Genomic DNA, 20674 nt, shown 5'->3' on the forward strand with positions numbered 1-20674 from the left:
CCTGTGTCCTAAATTAATCTAACGAAAGCCACTTCTTCATATTTTCACCTAATGCAGTCATGCTATTGACGGCAGAAGGGAAAAATGAGTTTTCAAACTGACTGCTGTTACGGGAACGGCAGACTAGAGTGCTGAAATTACCAATCAGGCGCTGATGATATTTAGCGCATGCTGGATAATCCAGTGTTTCGGTCATCGCTGCTGTTGATAAATAATCAGCTAATACTGCAGCCTGCTCCGGTTTATCCTTCCAATTTTCATAAAGCCAAACATAAAGCTCTGGATGGAAGTTAGCCATAACACCGCTATATGCCTGACATCCTGCTTGGAATGAAGCTAATAGCGTTTGGCTATTGGCGTTTGCAAGGTGCAAGCGAGTTCCTTTTGATAATGCCAAACGACGCTCTATCATGGGTAGAGAACAGCAGGTGTCTTTAATAAAAGTAAAGCGATTACTTTGCGCACACCACTCTACAATCTCTTCAGATAACAAGCGTTTGTAAGGATGAGGGCATTCATAAATGCCCAAATCAATCTCTTTTGGTACCACATTGGTTAAGACTTGCAGTGTTTCCAGCGCTTTATCATCTGAATCACCAATAAGCGCTAAGCGATTACTGATCATAATGACGCCATCGACACCTGTACCCGCCATTGCCTGCAATTGTTCTTTTTGCTGACTTAATGCGGTTGCAGTATGACCCGAAGCCACTACAGGTACTCTTCCATCTGCTTTTTCAACGATAAAGCGGGTAAGTGCTTGAGTTTCCTCATCACTTAAATAAAACATTTCGCTTGATTGGCAGGCGGCGAAGAGTCCATGTACACCAGAATCGATATACCAGTCTACAAGGCGCTCTAACGACGCCCAATCAATCTCCCCTTTGGCATCAAAAGGGGTTAGCATAACAGGCCAAACACCGACGTATTTTTGCTGGCTCATCATCAATTCCTTACAGTAGATTAATGGCATCGCCTGCCACTTTCACTTGAATACCTTGAGTCAATGCTTGAGCAACAAAGGCTTTAAGCACAAACGCCAATTTATCTTCATCAATGTAAGCCACAGTAATGTGATTACTTTGATGTCCCGCCATAAGGTCATCACGCGTTACGCCATCTAACGTACAGTTTAATAATGGCCATTCGTAGTTGGTTGCTCTACGGCGACGTTCAAATTCTGCTTCAGGTAATTCTACCGCCACACCCGTACCGATATGCATAATCACATCAGTGCCTTCATAGTGTGCACGAGCCCATAACAAGCGCCCTGCTTTACCTTGACCGGCGATAGTTGATCCCCCTTTAGGGAAGAACATCGGAGGCTGACGATAACCTGTTGCACCTTTTAAGCCACCTTTGAGGTGTTCAAAAGGAACCGAACCTGAAATTTCCATATCCCAGTAGAATGTTCCTTCGTACTCACTCCCCCAACGGATGTCATGCAGTGTGGTTTCTGCCGGTAATCCTAATGATGTTAATAAACGCCATAACATCGTTTGAGGAATAGCCGTCCCCATGTCCACTTCGTTGATACAAGGGATTGGCGTGTTAGGGCAGATAATTTCACCGTTTTCATCTGGCAGTGGGAAACGTGCTGTCGAACCAATAGCTCCTTCTGCAAAGTCAGACGCTGGGCAACAATCTTTTAAGCCCTGCTGATATTGCACACCTACCGCAGTTAAACCAAAACGTTTTACGAAACGCGCCATTGCAATCATCATGGCGCACTGCTCCATCACTTGTTCACGAGTAAGTTCAGTTTTGTCATCTTGACCAAACATAAACGTCATCCCGTTATCCTCGTACCACTGTAAGCACGCCTCTCTTAATTCTGTCGGTACTTTCGCCATTTCGACCAGTAACGCAGATTGAGAAAGGGATTCAATTGGCATACCAATATTGATCATGGCCTGTTGTGGGAAGACCCCATTAATCATTCCCATACAGAATGTATCGAACAAACCTATTATTTCTTTATTTTTAATTATGTATTCGCCGACTTTACGACCCACTTCGCCGGCTTCTGTCGCCATTACCCTGTGTGTTGGCGCAATATCTGTAAGATAGTTAAGCTTATGATTTACATAACCATATTTTAACCAAGTCGCTAAACCATCTACAAAAAATTCATCATCAAATGCTTCTGACCATAAACGTGAATAATTTTTACCTAAACTGGTCATCGTCCCTGCTAAACACAACATCCCCACCAAACCCGGCCATGTACCATCAAAGTTAGCCAGCAGTAAAATAGGACCGCGATGGTGTGCTAACGAAGAGGCAATATGGTGTGAATATTGCCATGCGGTTAATAACACGATAACCGGTGCATCAGGATCGATAGCGGCAAACATATCGCAACCTTCACGCTGACTACTGATAAAACCATGACCACGTGCTTCATTAATTTCATGAGCACGCTTCATTTTGTAACCTTGAGCTTCTAATGCTGTGGCCAGTTTATCTTCAAATTTTTTCTGAACAGGCCAGCACGTTACGTTCGCAGGCTCACGTAAGTCTGCGTTAGTGACCATCAGGATCTCTTTCTGACCTGCTGTGATGGTTGTCGGTAATTTCGGTAGATTTAAGTTCAACATAAGATATCCCTGGTAAGGTAAACTCGGTTCATAATCGGAAAAACAGGTGGTCAGCAATCTGACATCATTTCGTTATAACGCTGCTGATCTTGATACATCTGCAAGTAAACTTGGTATTTAGCTTGATGGAAGGCGAATGTGTCGCTATCGGGTGTGATAATGCCACCTTCTCGTACCATCGCGCTGGCTGCTTTTGAGAAATCATCAAAGGCTTTGCAAGCAACCGCACCTAATAATGCAGCCCCTAAATTCACCGCATCCTCTTCTTGTGCTAAATGAATTTCACGACCTGTCGCATTGGCGTATTCGCGTAGCCACAATGGATTTTTCGTCGCGCCACCACACATCACAATGCGATTAATTTGATGTCCTGCATCTTCAAGCGTATCGATAATATGACGTGTACCGTAAGCAATAGATTGCAGTGTGGCCAGATAATAGCGCGCTAATGCAACTCGGCCACTTTCAAGCGTTAATCCACTCACCATGCCTTTTGCTGCAGGATTGGCGCGTGGAGAACGATTACCATGATGATCAGCTAAAACATGGAACTGTGCGGTTGGGTATTGTTCAATTTCTTCTAATTCAGCCACCGCTTCGTTCAATAAGACATAGTAATTAACGCCTTTTTCTTTTGCTTCTTGTTCTAAGTCAGCCCATGACTCATGACGGCGGATAGACCATTCAACTAACGCACCAGCAGCACTTTGACCGCCTTCGTTTAGCCATAAATCGGGTAACATCGCGCCAAAGTAAGGCCCCCAAACACCGGGTACCATAATGGGATATTGGCTTACAATCATATGACAGTTAGACGTACCACTGATAATCGCCAAACTCCCTTCAGGTTGTGATGCCGTTAATGCCAAACCACCCGCATGCGCGTCAATAATGCCTGAAGCGACAATCACCCCCTTGTGCAGGCCAAATGCATTGGCAACAGACTCATTTAAACAACCCGCTTGTTCACCTAATGCCAGAATGGTTTGAGGTACTTTTTCTAATAATTCATCCAACCCCACATCGGCTAACAAACTTTCACTAAATTGCCCCTGATGTGCTAAATAGTTCCATTTACAGGTTAATGTGCAGGTGCTTGCCACATCCCCTGTTGTTGCTTTCCACACTAAAAAGTCAGCTAAATCAAAGAATCGCCATACGTTTTGATAACGCTCTGGGTAATGATTTTTTAACCACAGAATTTTGGGCAATTCCATTTCAATACTCACTTCACCACCGACATATCGTAGCGAAGGATCATTAGTCAGGTTGATAGTTACCGTTTCTTGTACAGCTCGGTGATCCATCCACATGATGATATCTTGCTCTGCCTTTCCACTTGGTGAAACGGAAAGTCCTTTGCCGTCTTTACCCACTGCAACCAAAGAACAAGTGGCATCAAAACCAATAGATTTCACATGGATAGGATCAATAGCAGATAACGTCACCGACTCTTTTACGGTCGTGCAAACCTGCTGCCAAATATCGGTGGACGATTGCTCAACGAAATCCGTTTTCGGACGGAATTGAGCAATAGGGCGAACCGAAAAGCCTAAACGCTTTCCATTGCTATCAAATACCGCTGCACGGACACTGGCTGAGCCAACATCAACGCCAATAAAATATTGTTGTTCCATGCGAACCCTCATCATTTGCTAACGCTATGCTAATTTTTGCTACTTCGAGTTAGCAAGTTAATTCGAGCATGATGAAAAAACAATCACAATAAGATTAGTTTGTGATGCAGATCTACATCAATAATATAAATTATTGATTTTAATGGTAATTTATTTATTCCACTTTATTGGTAATTGAAGTGTAGAACTGAATCGATTATGTTCGTTATAAATATAACGAACATTTAATGAATGATTGAGTGAAAATACTTATTAGAATATTAATAGGATTATCATAAAATGATTTTATTAAAAGATATCTCACTAATAATTAAAAATATTATTTAAAAAAGAATTAGACACTAAAAATAATCATCTTCCTATTGTTATAACTTCCCATTGTTTTATTTTTAATAAGTTAATTTAAATTTATACATTCATTTTTGGAGCATTTGATGATGTTGAAAAATATTGCTGTCAGTCTCTCTCTACTGCTTATTTCCTCTTCTGCTTTTTCAGTGTCATTAGCAGAAAAAGAATTATATAAAAAATTTGAAGAGAATATTCAATCTCGTGTTGTCGATTTAAATAAAAGCTGCGATACCAATATAAAAGTGGCTTTTGATTGGTCTGCATTTACTGCTGATGATTTAAAAACAATAGGGATTGATAGTTATTGTAGCGAGGGGCTAAAAGGTGTAATAAATACCTGTGGAAGCTCAAAAGTCGCACAAGAGACAGTAAAAGAAAAAATACAAAACATTACCTGCTCTAAAGCCACGCCTCGCAGTATTGAACTTAAAGAAGGTACACTGGATTTTGGTATTGATTTTAATGCCTCAAATGATGCAAAAGCCGTACAAGAACACTTAATGAATAATCTCTAAATAGATTAAATTCAGCAAACAGCAATGCTTAAAGGTATTGCTGTTTATGAATTAGATAACAGACTGAATAAGTTTTTTAGAATAGTCATGTGTAACATTACCTAATTTATTTATCTCACATAATTCCATCTTTTTTCCTTGTAAAAAAAACATCACTTTATCGCAAAAATAAGCGACTGTTTGAATATCATGACTAATAAAAAGATAAGATAATTGGAATTCATCTTTTAATTGTTTTAATAAATCTAATATCTGCACTTGCGTAGGAATATCTAACGAGCTCAATGCCTCATCTAATACAATCAATTTAGGGTAAGAGGCTAATGCGCGACATAAACATACACGTTGCGCCTGCCCTCCTGACAGCTCATAAATATAACGTTGATAACAATTTTTAGGTAATCCCACTTTATCTAAAAAAGAAAAAATAAGGTTTTCTAACGCCTGACGATGAATACTTGGATAGTGTATTTTTACTGGCTCAGCAATAATTTCGCCAACCGTTAATGTAGGATTAACCGATGTTGTATAATCTTGGAAAACAATGCTAATAATACCTTGGCGATGGAGTCGTTTTGTCACCGATTTATTATTCAAATAAATAGCACCACAATCTGGTAATTCTAATCCACAAATTAAACGTGCCAAGGTGCTTTTACCACTGCCACTCTCTCCCACTAAACCAAAAGCTTCACTCGCATTAATATTAAAAGAGAGTGTGTCGATAACCTTCACTTTCTCACCTAATAGGGTGTTATTTTTTTGAATATAAAATTTACTAATATTCTCAACGTTTAATAACATAACAACTCTTTTATAATGATGATATTAAAATGTTTTTTTATTAATCAATTGCGCAAAACGTAATGAAAGCTGTTTTCTAGCATTAATTAAATAACGCGTATATGCTTGTGTTGGTGAGGTTAAAACGCTTATTTTCTCACCATATTCAACCATTCTCCCCTCTTGCATCACGACGATATCATCGGCAATTTCATTAACTAGCCCTAAATCATGAGAAATAAACATGAGTGTTGAATGACGTGTTGTCACCACATGTTGCAAGAGCTTTAAAATATCTCGACGAAGAGGCGCATCAAGCGCCGTTGTTGGTTCATCTGCAATTAATAATTTAGGTGACAAGGCGAGTGCAATCGCAATCATCACACGCTGTAACTGCCCACCACTTAGTTGATGAGGAAAAGCCTGCATAATAGATTGAAATTGAGTAGGAAAAACATGAGATAGCGCCAACTGGGTTTCTTCCAGTGCTTGTTTTTTAGTATAGGAAAAATGGTAGATTAAAGTTTGGCTCATTTGCTTTCCTATTTTCATCAAAGGATCAAACGCACTCATACCATTTTGGACAATCACACCTAAAGAGGTTCCCAATAAAGCTCGATGTTGAAAATGTATCTCATCACTTATCTTCTGTCCCTCAAAGAAAATACGCCCAGACATCGCCAATGACTCTGGTAGTAATCCCATAATGGCTTTACTGATCACACTTTTCCCACTACCACTTTCACCAACAATAGCCAATGTACGCCCTTGCTGTATTGAGAAAGAAATATCCTCAATCAGTGTCTTTCCACTTTCTTTATGATAAATAGAAACATGCTCAAGCGTCAGTAAGTTGTTCATGCTTTTCTCCTACTGACTGACGATTATCGGGATCAAACACATCACGTAAAAAATCCCCCCAAAAGTTAAAAGCGGTGACAACAAGAGTGATAGCAATCCCCGCAGGTAGCATTTGCTCTGGGTGTAATACCATGACATTTTTTGCTTCACTAAGCATATTTCCCCATTCGGGGGTCGGTGGTTGTACTCCTAATCCTAAAAAAGAGAGCGCAGAAATCATTAAAATAACACTGCCAATATCGGTGGATGCTAAGACGATAGTTTCAGCGAAAGTCACAGGTAATAAGTGGCGTCGTAAAATATGGTGAGAAGGTGCACCAATCACGCGAGCGTAAGCAATATAATTACGGTGCGAATATTGACGAACAACCCCTCTGATCATTCTGGCGTACCATGCCCATTTCACTAAAATAACGGCAATTAAAATATTACCAATGCCCGGCCCCATTATTCCCACTAGCGCTAAAATCATAATTTCTGCTGGAAATGACAAAACAACATCACATAATCGCATAATTAATGTGTCTGTTTTGCCATGAAAAAAACCAGCTAACATGCCCATTAGCCAACCAATGATTAATGTCACACTCATGGCTAATAAGGCGTAAAATACCGTAGTCCTTACACCAAATAATAACCTTGAGAAGATACAGCGCCCTAAATTATCCGTACCTAACGGATAATCAAAACTCATAGGCTTAAATTTCAAACGTATTGAAGTTAAAGTGGGATCATGCGGTGCTAACCAAGGCGCGAATATTCCTGCAATAACCACAATCGTGATCACCAATAAACACCATTGTGCACTTTTGTCTTTTGCAAGTCGTTGCCAAAACAGTTGCCACATCATTATCTCCTTAACCGTGGATCGGCCATCATTTGAATAACGTCCATCAGAAAGTTAAAAAAGAGAAATAACAGTGACATCAGCAAAATATAGGCCTGTATCATTGGATAATCACGACCAAATATAGCGCTAATACAAAGTCGTCCAATGCCTGGCCATGCAAAAATATTCTCAATCACGACTGTACCGGCAATGAGTTTTGGAATACTCATGCCCAACGCCGTTAAACTGGAATAGAGTGAATTACGTAAAATATGGCGACGTAAAATAAGGTTATCGGGTAATCCACGCGCTTTGGCATAAAAGACATAAGGCTGATGCCATTGATTTAACATCGTCCCTCTTAACAGCCGTAAATAAGTACCGATATACCCTAGAGAGAGTGCCAATGCAGGCAAAATAACAGATTGAGGCGATAACATTCCACTGACAGGAAGCCAATCTAAATGAACAGCAACACCCCAAATCAATAGTAATCCCAACCAATAATTAGGAATAGCCGTTAGAATAAAGACAACAAAACGAATGCTTTTATCTGTAAAACCTTGAGGTTTAGCCACACACCATAATGCTAAAGGCAGTGCTAATATAATCGTAAAGAATAAAGCCGTAGAAGCCAACCAAAGCGTTGGTGGCAACGCTCTTAACATTTCTTGAATAACGGGCGTTCTGGTGAGAAAAGAAGTCCCAAAATCAAGCTGAAACCCAGCTATTAACCATAAAAAATAACGCGTAAAAAAAGGTTTATCTAACCCTAATTCATGGCGCATTCCTTCAATGGCTTCGGGAGTGGGAACAATTTCATTGACACGTAATGCCACTTCCGCGGGATCAGACGGTGCTAATTCCAACAGAATAAAAGCAATAAATGAAATCATCAGCGCCAGCGGAAATATCGCCAATATTCGCCAGATTATATAACGTAGCATAAAGTTTAATCAGTGTGGCACCTTTATGTAAACTGCCACACCTATCTGAGTGAATGTTATTAACACTTTAATTACGGCTTAAAGTGCATTTTTTCAAACGGTATTTCATATTGAGACGGATTAAAGCCAACATTTTCTAATTCACTGCGATGGATAGCCTTAGTACGTGAATAGGTTAATGGGATATAAACCGCTTGATCGGCTAATGACGTAAACAAGGTTTTATATAATTCCTGACGACGCGCTTCATTAGGTGTAATTAATAACTCACCAATCATGGCATCCAATTGAGCTTTATTTGCCAATCCTTTTTGCCCTTGATAATCCGCGTGAGCAGGTATTCTAAATGATGAAACAAAAGAAGCCGGATCGTAAGGTGTTCCCCATGAGAGCGAATATTGCAAATCGAAATCACCATTTTTTTGTCTATCTAAATAGGCTTGTTTTTCTTCACCTAAAATAGTCAAACCAACACCAATCTTTTTAAAATCATCTTGAATGAGTTCAGCAATTTCTTTTTCTACTGCGTTATTCACGTTGTAAGAGAGTAATAGTTGTAATTTTTGGCCTTCCTTTTCGCGGATTGTTTTACCTTTTGGCAATACCCAACCTTCTGCTTCTAATAGCTCAATCGCTTTTATTGGCTGGTAACGATACGTTGGAGAGGTAAAGTCACAATAAGGTACACTACGAGCCATTAAGGTATTCGCGACTTTTTCACTGCCCGCTAAAATACCTTGTGCAATCCCCTCTTTATCAACCGCATATTGCAACGCTTGACGTACCTTTTGGCTCGATGTCATTTCGCGACTACTATTGAGAACAATAGCACGAGACGCAATTGGCGCACTCATTTCCGTTTTAAATTTATCTGACGCCATAAGGGCCTCAAATGAATCCATATCTAACATGTCGCCATCAGCACCAAAAATAAGCTGAATATCTCCCTTTTGTAGAGAAAGCAACATAGTTTGTCGATCTGGGATCACTCGCCACATGACCCCATTTAATAAGGGCTTTTCTCCCCAATAATTCGGGTTCGCTTTAAATTCTGCGTATTGGTCTTTTTTATGTTCAGTTAATACCCAAGGTCCCGTACCGATATAGTTCGCAACCCCGGTTTTTGTTTTACCATTAATAAATGAATTTGGCGAAATAAAACGGAATGGTCGTGTTAAACCCAATTCAGTTAATGTTGGATAGTAAGGATTTTTTAAATTTAATTTAACGGTAAATTCATCAACAATTTCAACACTATCAATTTGGCGAACTAACTCTAACCATGCATGACGTTCGTAGTTATCTAGTATGGCATCAATATTTAGTTTTACGGCACTAGCATTAAAGGGCTCACCATCGCTAAAAGTCACATCATGGCGTAAATAAAAAGTATAACTTTTGCCGTCAGGGGAAATATCCCAACGTTGTGCTAAATAAGGAGCAACACCTTTTTCGGTATTTAATACAAGAGATTCAAATACCATGTTTTGTGCTGCCATCTCGCCAGAATAGAGATGGGGATTTATATCACGAATATCTTTTGTACTGGCATAATCCAGTATGTTATTGCTTTTATCTGCGAGGACTGGAAATGCACATGCCAGAGTTAATAACAGGGTTGGGAACACTGAAAATAAAGGTTTCACGTTATTCTCCTTTCATGATTTATGCGTTGTTTTTCTGTGCGTGGATCATAAACATCGGCGTTGACCCATAATTAATTTTTTCTTCTTCGTTCCACACAAAATCGCCAATACGGGTATCTATCATATATCGACTAAAACCAACATCTAACAACGTATTGATATCCCACTGCGGGCGTTTTATTTGGCTTAATGGAAGTTGACGCGCAATTCGTTCCATCTCTTTTGTATCTGTATTCACATAATGATCTTCAACTTGTTTTTCGGCAGAACGCGCCCTATCTGCCAAAAAACCTTGCCAGTAAGCGTCATCAAAAAGGTGTAAATACCAGTTAGCATCAAAATTGATTAAACTGCCACCCGGCTTTAACACACGAAACCATTCTGAATAAGCCACTTGTGGTGCTTTTAAATTCCAAGTGACATTACGACTGACAACAAGATCAAACTGCTCACTAGCCAAAGGTAGCTGATGCACATCACCACGAATAAACTGAATATTTGCCTGGTGTGTTTGTGCATTCTGTCTAGCTTCAAGTAACATACCTTCGGTTGCGTCAATTGCCGTGACATCATGTCCTGATAACGCTAATAAAATGGCAAAGAAACCAGGCCCTGTGCCAATATCAAGAACTCTTAAGGTTTCGCCCTTTTTAACGTGTCCCAATAATAAATGGCGCCATTTCTGTTGTTTCTCACTTAATAATTCCTGTTGATTAGACTCGCTATAACTTTCTGCTCTTATATTCCAGTAACGCGTTACATCATTAAGTAATGGGTTATTATTTATTTTATTTATCATCAGAAACCTGCTGTTGGATCAACGTAAAAAGAGGAATAAATTCCCCTAAAAGCGAATGATATGGCTATTTTGTAGTGCGGGTAACATACCTTGTAACCCTGCAATGCTCTATGTGCTATATCAATATTCATCCGTACTCAATAGTGCGAATGACTGATTTGCGATCTTTGCCTTTAACACAAATACGTCATCCTAACGGGTGAAAAGATAAATAAGCAAATAGATTATTTTGCCTGTTAAAATAGAGAAATAAATTGAGCGAATTTAGCAATAAGCTGACGTCAAAGCGTCATAAAAATTTATTTTGTCTTATATTAAAAAAGTGAACGCTTTAATTTCACCTTTTTAATAAAACCGTTATAGTCAGTAATATTGATATTTTAATTTTTTAAACCCATATTGCCGTCATCAAGGCTCTCTAAAATATGAATCGAATTTCACGATTAACGACTGATATTACCCGCGCAGATTTTGCCTTAACCCATCAACAGCAATTACTTCAATTGCTGACACAACATTTTCCGGCTAAGTACCGTGTACTGTTTGCCACACCTGAAAAAAAATCGAATGATGTCATTGAATGGTATTCTGCTGTTTCAGGTAACCCTATTGCCTTGGCCTCCTTACAAGGCCAAGAACAACAAGAAATAAGACGTATTTTAGATGAACGCCTTAACGATATTAAAACTCAAACGGCGTTATTAGCCTCGCAAAACAGAATTACAGATGAAGAGCGACATCTTTTAGATACCGCATCAACACTGCCTGATAGCGAAAGTGTTTATGTCATCAATGGACAACCTGTTATTACATGGTGGCCAAGAACAACCCCATTACCCCCACCAATTGCACAAGTTACCGCAGGGGCAAGTGCCGCAGCTGCCGGCGCAGCACTTGCCGATGTACCAGCCAAAACACGTAATCGCTGGTTACGTTGGCTATTACTCTTCTTGTTTTTGCTTTTTTTAATTTTATTGGCATCTTGGCTAAAAGGGTGCTTTGATCCCAAAGCGATTCCCCCAGTTGTGGAAGAAAAACCTGCCGTCGTAATCCCCCCCAAACCAGAACCCACACCTGAGCCAACGCCTATTCCAGAGCCCGTACCTGAACCAGAACCCATTCCAGCACCACCGCCTGAACCTGTGCCAGTACCTACCCCCGAGCCAAAACCGGTACCCAAACCTGTGCCGGTGAAAAAGCTCACACCTCTAGAAGCATGTGTACAAGAGGAATTAAAAAAAGCAGGTGTGACAGAAAAAACAGCTAATGCAACCTGTGAAAATCGCTTAGCCAGTAAGATCAAGCAAATGTGTCCCGCCGATCGCCCGCCAGAATTGGCACCACAAGTGATTATTATCTTTGATGCTTCTGGCTCAATGGCGCTTAGTATGAATTTAACGGACAGTGATTTAGATTATATCGCGTCTACAGGACAACTTTTTCCTGGCTATGATGCTGAACCAAGACGTATTACTGTAGCCAGAAATGCAGCAACAAAAATTATTAGTAATATTCCATCAGATATGAAAATCACCACTGTCGTTGCCTCAGATTGTGGTGTCGTAAAATCAAGTCCTACTTATGGTGGTAATGAAAGAACAAAATTACTCAGTTATATCAAACACATTGAACCTGATAGCGGTACGCCTTTAGCAGAGTCCATTAAACGTGCAAGTAACTTAATTAAGAGTAATAATCGCGATACGATTATTGTATTACTCTCTGATGGTTTAGAATCTTGTGACGAAGATCCATGTGCAGCAGCCAGAACCTTAAAACGTGCTCACCCTCGTGCCATTATTAATGTTGTTGATATTTTAGGTACGGGTGCAGGTAACTGTGTTGCGAATGCAACAGGTGGAAAAGTCTTCACTGCGCGCAATGCTAATGAAGTCAGTTTAATGACTCGAAAAGCGATTGAAGATTATATTCCGAAAAACTGTAAATAATGATTGATTACTGTTTCTAATATTTAATTCATCCTCTTTGTTTCAACATTGAGGGTGAGTTTTATCTCTTATTACGTGTATTTCATTTTTATATTGGAACTTATCCGCATTCTATTCTATCCATTTAAGACTATTCCTTAGTTGAGTATTTTGCTTCCTTTTTTTATTCTCTTATTATTCGAAATAACTCTATTTTGTGATTATTATCACAATCATTTAATGTTATCTGATAGTTTGCTCTTTTATATTTTATCTTTTTTTCCTTCTATTTCATTATTTTTTAATGTAAAAACAAATATATCGGTGATTTTATCCATATATTTAAGAAAATATAGCGCAACCTGTAATGTCATTATTTTATTATCATGGTTGTTATCTCAATATTCTCTCTTTCACTCAAGAAAAATAAAAAAGCCTTTAATAATAATCAGTTAATTAACCCAAAATAATCCGCTAGATAGACACCTAATTTCTGATAATATAAAATGTATATAAATTTTATATCTTTATTTTTAGTCTTAAAGCCTATTTACGGATAAGCCAACTTACCCATAGATACTCTTGCCTAGCGGAATGATCGTCGTGAATAAAGCATTCTTACGAAGTGGTAAATTAGAAAATTATCTCCCGATGGGAGAAAATGGACAGGCTGTTTATATCTCTGCATTGCAGCTACGTGAAACACTACGTTTAAGAGGAAAGGCGCATATTTCTCAATGCCTTGCTATTCCTCAGCCAAATGAAACTGGCGAACGTATCGATTGGTATTCACCGATTGACGGCTCTGTTATCCCTTGGTCTGCGGCTTCTGAAGAAGAACGTACTGCCGCTTATGCTGTGCTGAAAAAAAATCAAGACGATTTAATTGCTTTTAGTGAACAAGAACAGCAACGGACTGGAAATAAAGAAAGTCAGCTTTTTGGCGCACTCCTCAGCAAAACAATCCAATTTCCTGACGAAAGCCATATTTTTATTGTTGATGGCCAGCCTATTATGACTTTTTGGGGATTTGTGAATGCGAATCAACAACTGAGAGTTGATCCTGTCGCTTGTTTAAAACCCGTTGTTACACCAATCGCACCGACATCAACAGCCGTTCCGCCCGTACAAGAAAAAGTTATTATTACTGACACGAAACGCCCTTGGTGGCGTTTTTTATGGTGGCTGTTACCTTTATTATTACTTCTACTCGCTATTTTCTTCTTAAGAGGCTGTTTCTCAACGCCCTCATTACCAACAGTCGATATTAAAACACCAGATATTGAAGCGCCTAAATTATCCGAACCTACGCTTGAAAAACCAAAAGTCCCCACGGTGGTTACTCATGGTCATACAGTTGGTGTACCAACAGGTACAGTTCATACAGGAACCTTAGGCACCATAGATACAAATGGAAATGTAATTAATGGCACTGATGGGAACGGCGCAGTCGTTGATCCTAATACTGGTTTACCGATGGTTGATCCTCAAATAGATAATAATCAAGGTGCTTTACCTGAAGGAGCTACGCCCGACGATGCGCAACAACTGAGTGTACCTCCAGTTGATCCTGCAACACAAAATGAGCAACCAAAAACAGATACTCCTCAAAATGCAGGAAATGAGAATAATACCGCTACCCCTCCAGTTGATCCTAATACACCACCGGATGTCACGCCACCCGCCACTGCTGATAACACAACACCACTGACTATTCCTGCAAATGCATTAGCCAATGGCTCAACCCAATTCCTTAATGGCCAATGGAAAGCAGGTGCAGGTATTCAAGATCAAAAAACAGGTAAACCACTTAGCCTGAACTATCAATTAGATAATGGCAAAGGACAAGTCGTCATGACACGCAGTGATGGCGTGACCTGTAAAGCGCCAGTTAACGCAGCGGTCAATCAAGGCGGATTAAATATTAATAACCAAGGTCAGGCTCTGTGTAGTGATGGCTCAAACTATTTGATGCCAAATATTATTTGCCAACCAGGAAGCCAAAATATTGCTGATTGCCAAGGAAAATATGAAAACAGTCAGCCATTCCCATTATCAATGAAGCGGGAGAATAATTAATTCATGTTAGCGCCACTGACCGATTATAAAGATAAAATTACCCTTATCCGTGACAGCAATATTCAGTTTCTGGATTTTGGTTTTACGCTACCCCAGCGCAAAGAGTACGGTGAATTTGTTAAAAAAGGCGAAAACGGCCCGTTAATGCGACTCATCTACAATGAGCGAGACGATAACTATCTTTATCCAGCGCCCAAAAACCAACCTCAGACCCCAAGAGAAGCAGAATTTAGTTTCTCTCTTGATGAGTCATTAAATTTACTCAATGACACTTGGTTGCCAGTACCGTTTTTCCGCTTTAATCCACCACGTTCATTTTCTCAAGGCCCTGATAACTGGGTGAGAATGATGTTCCATCAACTGCCAGAACCTGATGAAGATGGACATACGCATCGTATTGTAGTGGCTTTTGATACCCGCATTGAACCCAATCGCACTAATACGGCTTATCTGGCACCAAACGAAGAAGATGTGCGCTCTGGTGTTGCTTTTGCGCTGGCCTATTTAGGCTATGAAGTTGAGAATTTCCTTGAAACACCATGGATTGATGGCTGGTTAAAGGAAGTTTTTAGTGAAAGAGCACTGGCTGTTACTAAAATATACCACGATGAACTTGAGGAAGCGCTTAAAGAGTTTCAACATCAAGCACATTATCTCAATTTGCTCAATATATTAGGCGAGAAACTCCACTTACCTGAAATCAAAATCAACGAAACCAAACCACAAGAACCCGCCATTGAAGTTGACCTTATCCTTGATGTCGGCAACTCGCGCACATGTGGGATCTTAATTGAAGATCACATCAATGATAATAAAGGGTTAACTCAACTTTATGAAATGACATTGCGGGATTTAAGCCACCCTTATCAAATCTACAACGAGCCTTTTGAAAGCCGTGTTGAATTTGCGCAAGCGGAATTTGGTAAACAAGACTTTTCCGTCAGTAGTGGCCGTAATAATGCCTTTATGTGGCCCACTATTGGTCGTGTTGGCCCTGAAGCTAACCGCATGGCAGCACAACGCTTAGGAACCGAAGGCTCAACAGGTATTTCAAGCCCTAAACGTTATTTATGGGATGATTCGCCGTATTCTCCAGGTTGGCGCTTTAGTCGCTCTTTTGGTCAAACAGACAGAGAGCCATTGGCAACTGCTGTACCTATGACCTATCTGCTTAACGATCACGGCGAACCGTTATTCCGTTTAGAGCCTGACTTGCGCATGCCTGTCTTTACGCCAAACTACACGCGCAGTTCATTAATGACCATGATGTTAACCGAAGTGTTAGCTCAGGCATTAACGCAAATGAACAGCCCAGCTCAGCGTCTTAAAATGAGTCACGCAAGTGCGCCTCGCCAATTACGCAATATCATTTTAACGATCCCCCCCGCAATGCCAAAACCCGAGCGTGCTATTTTTGAAACATGCATGGAAAACGCATTAGGGCTAATTTGGAAAGCAATGAATTGGGATCCGACTGATGAAAAACTGAATTTTGATGGTAAAGATGCCCAATGTCGTATACCGATGCCAAACATTCATGTGAAATGGGATGAAGCCACTTGTGGTCAGTTAGTTTATCTTTATAACGAGACTCAAATTAAATTTGGTGAACGCACTGAAGCCTTTTTTGCTAGCCAAATGCGTGAAGATAACCGCGCATTAACGGGAGATAGCACACTAAAAATTGCCTCCATTGATATTGGTGGTGGCACCACGGATCTCGTTATCACACGCTATAAACTGGATACGGGAACAGGAAGCAACGTCAAAATTATTCCAACGCAATTATTCCGCGAAGGATTCAAAATTGCGGGTGATGATATTTTACTCGATATTATCCAGATTTGTGTTTTGCCTGCATTACGTACAGCATTAACTGACGCTGGCATTTCTGATGCCGATGCATTGATGTCTTCTCTTTTTGGTAGTGAGGGTTTAGATGCTGGGCAACAAGTATTGCGCCAACAACTTACCCTACAAATTTTTAATCCGATTGGGTTAAAGATTTTAAGCCAATACGAAAACTACGATCCATTAGTTCCACATGAAGGCATTAACAGCACCTTTGGTGAATTACTGAGTGTTCAACCGACAGAGCATGTGCGTCGTTATATTGACGATGCCGCCAATAAAGAGCTGGGTGGCGGAGATAGCTTCTCCATCTTGAATGTGCCCGTACAGATTAATTTTGCGCAACTGCACGCTGAATTTATTTCAGGTGAGCGCATTAACATCACCCGTAGTTTAAAAGCGCTGTGTGAAGTACTTTATTATTATTCTTGTGATGTTTTACTGCTCACTGGTCGCCCTTCACGCTTACCCGGTATTCAAGCACTGTTAAAAGTCTTACAACCTGTACCACCTTCTCGTATATTGCCATTACATGGCTATAAAACGGGGGGTTGGTATCCATTTAACAAAAAAGGCCGTATTGACGATCCAAAATCAACCGCAGCAGTCGGTGCCATGCTGTGTTTAATGGCTGAAAATGCACGTTTGCTCAACTTCTACTTCTCGACAGGCAACTTTAAAACTTACTCAACGGTACGTTATTTAGGGATGTTAGATAATAACAACACCATTTCTGATAATGACGTTTATTACCGCGATATTCAGGATAAGTTTGAGCCAGATCCAGATACCTATTTTGAAGTCAGAGGCGGGATACGTTTAGGTTTTCGCCAATTAGATAATGCCCGTTGGCCCGCCTCACCACTCTATACATTACGCATTAAAAATCCGAAGTTGGCACAACAATTAAGCCAAGAAGACAGCGTATTGCATATCAAACTAGGAGAAGAGCGTGGCGCTTCTAGCCATAATAATGACAATAAATCTGAAAAATTACGAATTGAAGAAATGGAGCTCATTAATGGTAAAGGTGGCGTTAATAAGAGTGGTTTAAGCTTCAAACTCAATACGTTAGCAGACAGTGGTATTGGCGAAACATCCTATTGGCTGGATAGCGGGAGTGTACTAGGTAAATGAATATGATGGATGAAAAACAGTTAACAGCTAAATGGGATGCCATTTATCAAGGCGCAGGCAAAGCTATTGATTGGGTGAATACAGTAAGAGGTAATGCGCCTCGTTTAAATACGGAAGCAGATAGCCTTATCTATCGTCTGCGTCGTAGCCGTAATATGGCAAAAAATCTCAGTTTAGCGACCCAGCGCCCAATGTCGGTTGGCTTTTTTGGTCTCTCTCAGGCGGGAAAATCATACCTGATTTCAGCCCTTGCCGCAGGGCAAGAAGGCCGTTTAAGAACCAGTATGTCGGGTAAAACCCTGGATTTTATTGACCATATCAATCCTCCTGGTGGTGGTAAAGAGGCCACGGGTTTAGTGACTCGCTTTAGTCGCAAAGCGACGAAAGGTACACAAGCGTTTCCTGTAGAGCTACACCTTTTTAGCGAAATTGAAATTGTTAAAATCCTTGCTAACGCTTACCTTTATGACTTTAATCAGGAGAAAATTGATTTTGAATTAGATGAAGAGAAAATCTCTCGTTTAATCAATTCATTAAGCTCACAACGTAGTGCTACCGCTGTCGCAGGTATTACGCACGACGATGTCGTATCATTATGGGATTACCTGCAACGTCACGCAGAAAAAAGTCAGAAAAAATTAGCAACAACCTATTGGCCTAAAGCGATTGAGTTAGCACCTTATCTCAGTATTGCGCAACGCGCTAAGCTATTTTCTGTGTTATGGGGCGATATTGCAGAACTGACATCCGCTTATCAGCGTTTTAGTACCACTCTCGCGACCTTGGGTAATGCCCCACTGGTTTTGGCTCCGCTTTCTTCTTTAGTCAAAGAACAAGACGGTGTGTTAGTACAAAACGACAGTATTATGAACGTAGATATGTTAGAGCGTCTCAATACTACCAATGATAGCCAGATCAGCATTTGCCCTGTTCATGGTGATCGTATTGATGCCCCTGTTACCCTTTCTTTAGCGGAACTGACCGCACTCACCGTTGAATTAGTCGTACCGTTATTAGATGCACCAAGCAAAACACTGTTTGAACAGGTTGAGCTACTGGATTTTCCGGGTTATCGCGGACGTTTAGGTGTTGAAACCATGGCGGATGTGCGTCGTCAGGTCAATGATGATAGCGCAAATCCACTCGCTCAGCTTATTCTCCGGGGTAAAGTCGCCTACCTGTTTGAGCGTTATACCGATAACCAAGAGATGAATGTGCTGGTGGTATGTACCGCATCAAACAAGCAATCTGATGTAAAAGAAGTCGGTGCAGTACTCACAGAGTGGATCAATAACACGCAAGGTAAAGATGCACAAACTCGTGCTAAACGTCCTTCTGGCTTGATTTGGGCGATGACGATGTTTGATATGCGTATTACCAACTCATTAACCATGAATGAAGCACTATTACGCCAATCATGGGGTAAAGGTGGCATGATAAAAATGGCCATGTTAGAGCGCTTTGGTCAATACGAATGGATGTCATCGGATTGGGTCAATGGTGAAGCATTTAATAACACCTTTTTAGTACGTAAGCCTGGCGTACCCACACCGTTTATTCAAATTAGTAATGGCAAAGAGACATTTCTAAATGAAGACAGTGTTTCTCAGCTACATCTGATGAAAAAAACCTTTGCTGAAGATGATACGGTCCAACGTTATATCCGTGAACCAGACCAAGCATGGGATGCCATGTTGTCGCTTAACGATGGTGGAATGCAACGCCTTGCTGATTATCTGGAAACGGTTGCCTTAAAATCACTAAAACTTGAACGTATCAATGAGCAATTACAAGAAATTCAACGTGATTTAATCGGTCATCATCTTGAAAAATGGTATCAATCTGGCGGTGAAGAGGAGTTACAGGTAAAACGCCGTAATGCCGCGACTATTTTGCGTTTTATGCAAAGTCGCCCTTATTTACAAGGTGCATTACTGGATTACCTGTTGCCTTCTCGTAAATCACTCTACGACCTGTATATGCAGGAAAAAGAAGTGATTGAAACACTTTCAGATAACAAAAAAACGACGCAAGCCCCTATTTCTGCCTTTGCAGCAATGGAACAACCTACATTTGATCTTTTTAGCGATGCGCCAATTTCTCTGGTATCAGAAGAAGATGAAGTACCTAAAGGCCACGGCAATGAAGTGACTTATCCTAAAAAAGTCATGGCGTTATGGATAAATCATCTGCGTAGTCTGCCTGATAACAATACGTTATTAACCTATTTAGGCATTGATCAAGAAATTATGGTGTTGTTAGTTGATGAACTTATTACTGCTATCAATCGTCTTGGTGTTGAACAACGTATGTTGAAAACCCTAGCAGGCACAGAAGCCATTGCCCGTCGTGATGATTTAGCCGAACAGCAATCATCTCGCGTTTATAATGTTCTGGGTGATTTTATTACTTGGTTTAATTTCAAAGATAACGGCGTTGAGAAGCCAGAGAGCAAAATCAATGTCGGTCATAAGATCTTTGAAAGACCAGATAACACTAGCGTGCAATGGGGTGATGATGAGCGTTTAGTCCGCTTACCCACCAACCCTGTTAACTATACCCTTTTATTTGTAATTGATTGGCTTATCGCTTTATCAGCGATTATTACTGAGAATGCAGGGCATTCTGCAGGAAGAGAAATTAGTGCTGAACAAAACGCACAGTTAGGCCAAATCATTCAAACCATGAAATCATCCGTTGTGGAGTCATAA

14 protein-coding genes are annotated in these 20674 nt (G+C 40.3%); 5 read left to right on the plus strand and 9 right to left on the minus strand.

The window, feature by feature from the left end:
- Positions 1-13 precede the first annotated feature (13 nt).
- From GWI97_RS05905 to GWI97_RS05915, 3 genes are read right to left on the minus strand one after another with little or no spacing between them, the layout of a single operon-like run.
- Entirely contained in the window at positions 14-943 is a 930-nt protein-coding gene (locus GWI97_RS05905; protein ID WP_036933742.1) for a dihydrodipicolinate synthase family protein, read from the minus strand.
- Positions 944-953: 10 nt separating this feature from the next.
- Complete coding sequence (locus tag GWI97_RS05910; protein WP_036933740.1) at positions 954-2600, minus strand: signal transduction protein; 1647 nt, start codon at positions 2598-2600, stop codon at positions 954-956.
- A 50-nt stretch (positions 2601-2650) separates the two neighbouring features.
- The gene (locus tag GWI97_RS05915; RefSeq protein WP_036933738.1) at positions 2651-4237 is read right to left on the minus strand and encodes an FGGY-family carbohydrate kinase; all 1587 of its coding nucleotides are present in this window, start codon (positions 4235-4237) and stop codon (positions 2651-2653) included.
- Between the two features lie 434 nt (positions 4238-4671).
- Between GWI97_RS05915 and GWI97_RS05920 the strand changes: the two genes are divergently transcribed.
- Positions 4672-5103, plus strand: coding sequence for a hypothetical protein (locus GWI97_RS05920; RefSeq protein WP_224215405.1), 432 nt, complete (start codon positions 4672-4674; stop codon positions 5101-5103).
- Positions 5104-5154: 51 nt separating this feature from the next.
- Here GWI97_RS05920 and GWI97_RS05925 read toward each other — a convergent pair whose 3' ends face one another.
- From GWI97_RS05925 to GWI97_RS05950, 6 genes are all read right to left on the minus strand, one after another.
- Positions 5155-5907, minus strand: coding sequence for an ABC transporter ATP-binding protein (locus tag GWI97_RS05925; protein ID WP_036933736.1), 753 nt, complete (start codon positions 5905-5907; stop codon positions 5155-5157).
- Positions 5908-5931: 24 nt separating this feature from the next.
- Positions 5932-6747, minus strand: coding sequence for an ABC transporter ATP-binding protein (locus GWI97_RS05930; RefSeq protein WP_036933734.1), 816 nt, complete (start codon positions 6745-6747; stop codon positions 5932-5934).
- Positions 6725-7594, minus strand: a complete 870-nt coding sequence (gene opp1C / locus GWI97_RS05935) for a nickel/cobalt ABC transporter permease (RefSeq protein WP_036933732.1) — start codon at positions 7592-7594, stop codon at positions 6725-6727. The genes GWI97_RS05930 and opp1C overlap by 23 nt, the downstream gene beginning before the upstream one ends.
- Positions 7595-7596: 2 nt before the next feature.
- The gene (opp1B, locus tag GWI97_RS05940; protein ID WP_036933731.1) at positions 7597-8523 is read right to left on the minus strand and encodes a nickel/cobalt ABC transporter permease; all 927 of its coding nucleotides are present in this window, start codon (positions 8521-8523) and stop codon (positions 7597-7599) included.
- Positions 8524-8594: 71 nt separating this feature from the next.
- Positions 8595-10169, minus strand: a complete 1575-nt coding sequence (gene nikA / locus GWI97_RS05945) for a nickel ABC transporter substrate-binding protein (protein WP_115370596.1) — start codon at positions 10167-10169, stop codon at positions 8595-8597.
- Positions 10170-10188: 19 nt separating this feature from the next.
- Positions 10189-10968: a class I SAM-dependent methyltransferase gene (locus tag GWI97_RS05950; protein WP_036933726.1), complete on the minus strand. Its 780-nt coding sequence runs from the start codon at positions 10966-10968 to the stop codon at positions 10189-10191.
- Positions 10969-11393: 425 nt separating this feature from the next.
- On the opposite strand from GWI97_RS05950, the gene GWI97_RS05955 reads away from it, so the two are divergent.
- The 4 genes from GWI97_RS05955 to GWI97_RS05970 all read left to right on the plus strand — a co-directional run bounded on the left by GWI97_RS05955 (position 11394) and on the right by GWI97_RS05970 (position 20674).
- Complete coding sequence (locus tag GWI97_RS05955; RefSeq protein WP_082239432.1) at positions 11394-12917, plus strand: vWA domain-containing protein; 1524 nt, start codon at positions 11394-11396, stop codon at positions 12915-12917.
- A 582-nt stretch (positions 12918-13499) separates the two neighbouring features.
- Entirely contained in the window at positions 13500-14975 is a 1476-nt protein-coding gene (locus tag GWI97_RS05960) for an SrfA family protein (protein ID WP_103005163.1), read from the plus strand.
- A gap of 3 nt (positions 14976-14978) precedes the next feature.
- Entirely contained in the window at positions 14979-17963 is a 2985-nt protein-coding gene (locus GWI97_RS05965; RefSeq protein WP_161751875.1) for a virulence factor SrfB, read from the plus strand.
- A gap of 2 nt (positions 17964-17965) precedes the next feature.
- Entirely contained in the window at positions 17966-20674 is a 2709-nt protein-coding gene (locus GWI97_RS05970; RefSeq protein ID WP_231135800.1) for a putative virulence factor, read from the plus strand.

The organism is Proteus sp. G2300 (assembly GCF_009915965.1).
Classification (GTDB): Bacteria; Pseudomonadota; Gammaproteobacteria; order Enterobacterales; family Enterobacteriaceae; genus Proteus; species Proteus vulgaris.